At 62.1% G+C, this 680-nt stretch carries 2 pseudogenes; one reads left to right on the top strand and one right to left on the bottom strand.

The annotated features are described in order from the left end of the window. Positions 1 to 267 (top strand): annotated as a pseudogene (locus P792_RS38755) (acetyl-CoA carboxylase carboxyl transferase subunit alpha); the annotation flags it as partial. 91 nt (positions 268 to 358) lie between these two features. Here P792_RS38755 and P792_RS38750 read toward each other — a convergent pair. Next, a pseudogene (locus tag P792_RS38750) lies at positions 359 to 680 on the bottom strand (competence/damage-inducible protein A); the annotation flags it as partial.

Here is a 680-nt window from a genome sequence, read left to right as displayed (position 1 = left end):
GCGTCCATCCTCTGGCGCGACCCCAAGCAGGCGGCTACGGCGGCCGAGGCGCTCAAGCTGACAGCTCAGGATCTTCTCAAGCTGCACCTGATCGATCGTATCATCCCCGAGCCCATCGGCGGGGCGCAGCGTTTTCCGGAAGAAGCGATTGCCGCTGTCGGTGACGCCATTGGCGATGTGCTGGCCGAACTCATTCCCTTCGAGGGAGAGAATCTGGTGGCGAAGCGACGCGAGAAGTTCCTTGCGATGGGGCGTGACACGCTCTGAGGCACCGGTTTACGGACGGGGTCTGACGGCCCCGGCCCATCAGGTTGAAGAACCGCCCGGCCAACAGGTCAGGCGGTTTTTTTTGTGCCTCTCAGGGGGCGGGTTCACCCTCGACCGGCGTCACCCCAAGCGAATCGATCAGTTGGCGGATGCGCTCACCGGCTTGCGCCACCTGATCTGAATCGTAGCCCTTGGCGACGAGAGACACACCCTTTCGCCCATCAACACGTTCAAACGGATAGGAGCCAAGGTCGAGCGTCGGGAAATCGTTCTGGATTGCCTCCAACCCCTCGGCCAATGTCCCCTCACGCAAATCCGCATGCCATGCCACGGAGCATAGAGGGGCCCCGCCTTCAAGGGTTGGGAGCAGAGCGTTGAACATGGATTGCATGATCGAGGGTACGCCCGCCATC

Source organism: Asaia sp. SF2.1 (assembly GCF_000505765.1).
Classification (GTDB): Bacteria; Pseudomonadota; Alphaproteobacteria; order Acetobacterales; family Acetobacteraceae; genus Asaia; species Asaia bogorensis.
Note: the sequence above shows the minus strand (reverse complement) of the source record. Positions and strands in the feature narration are given on the sequence as shown.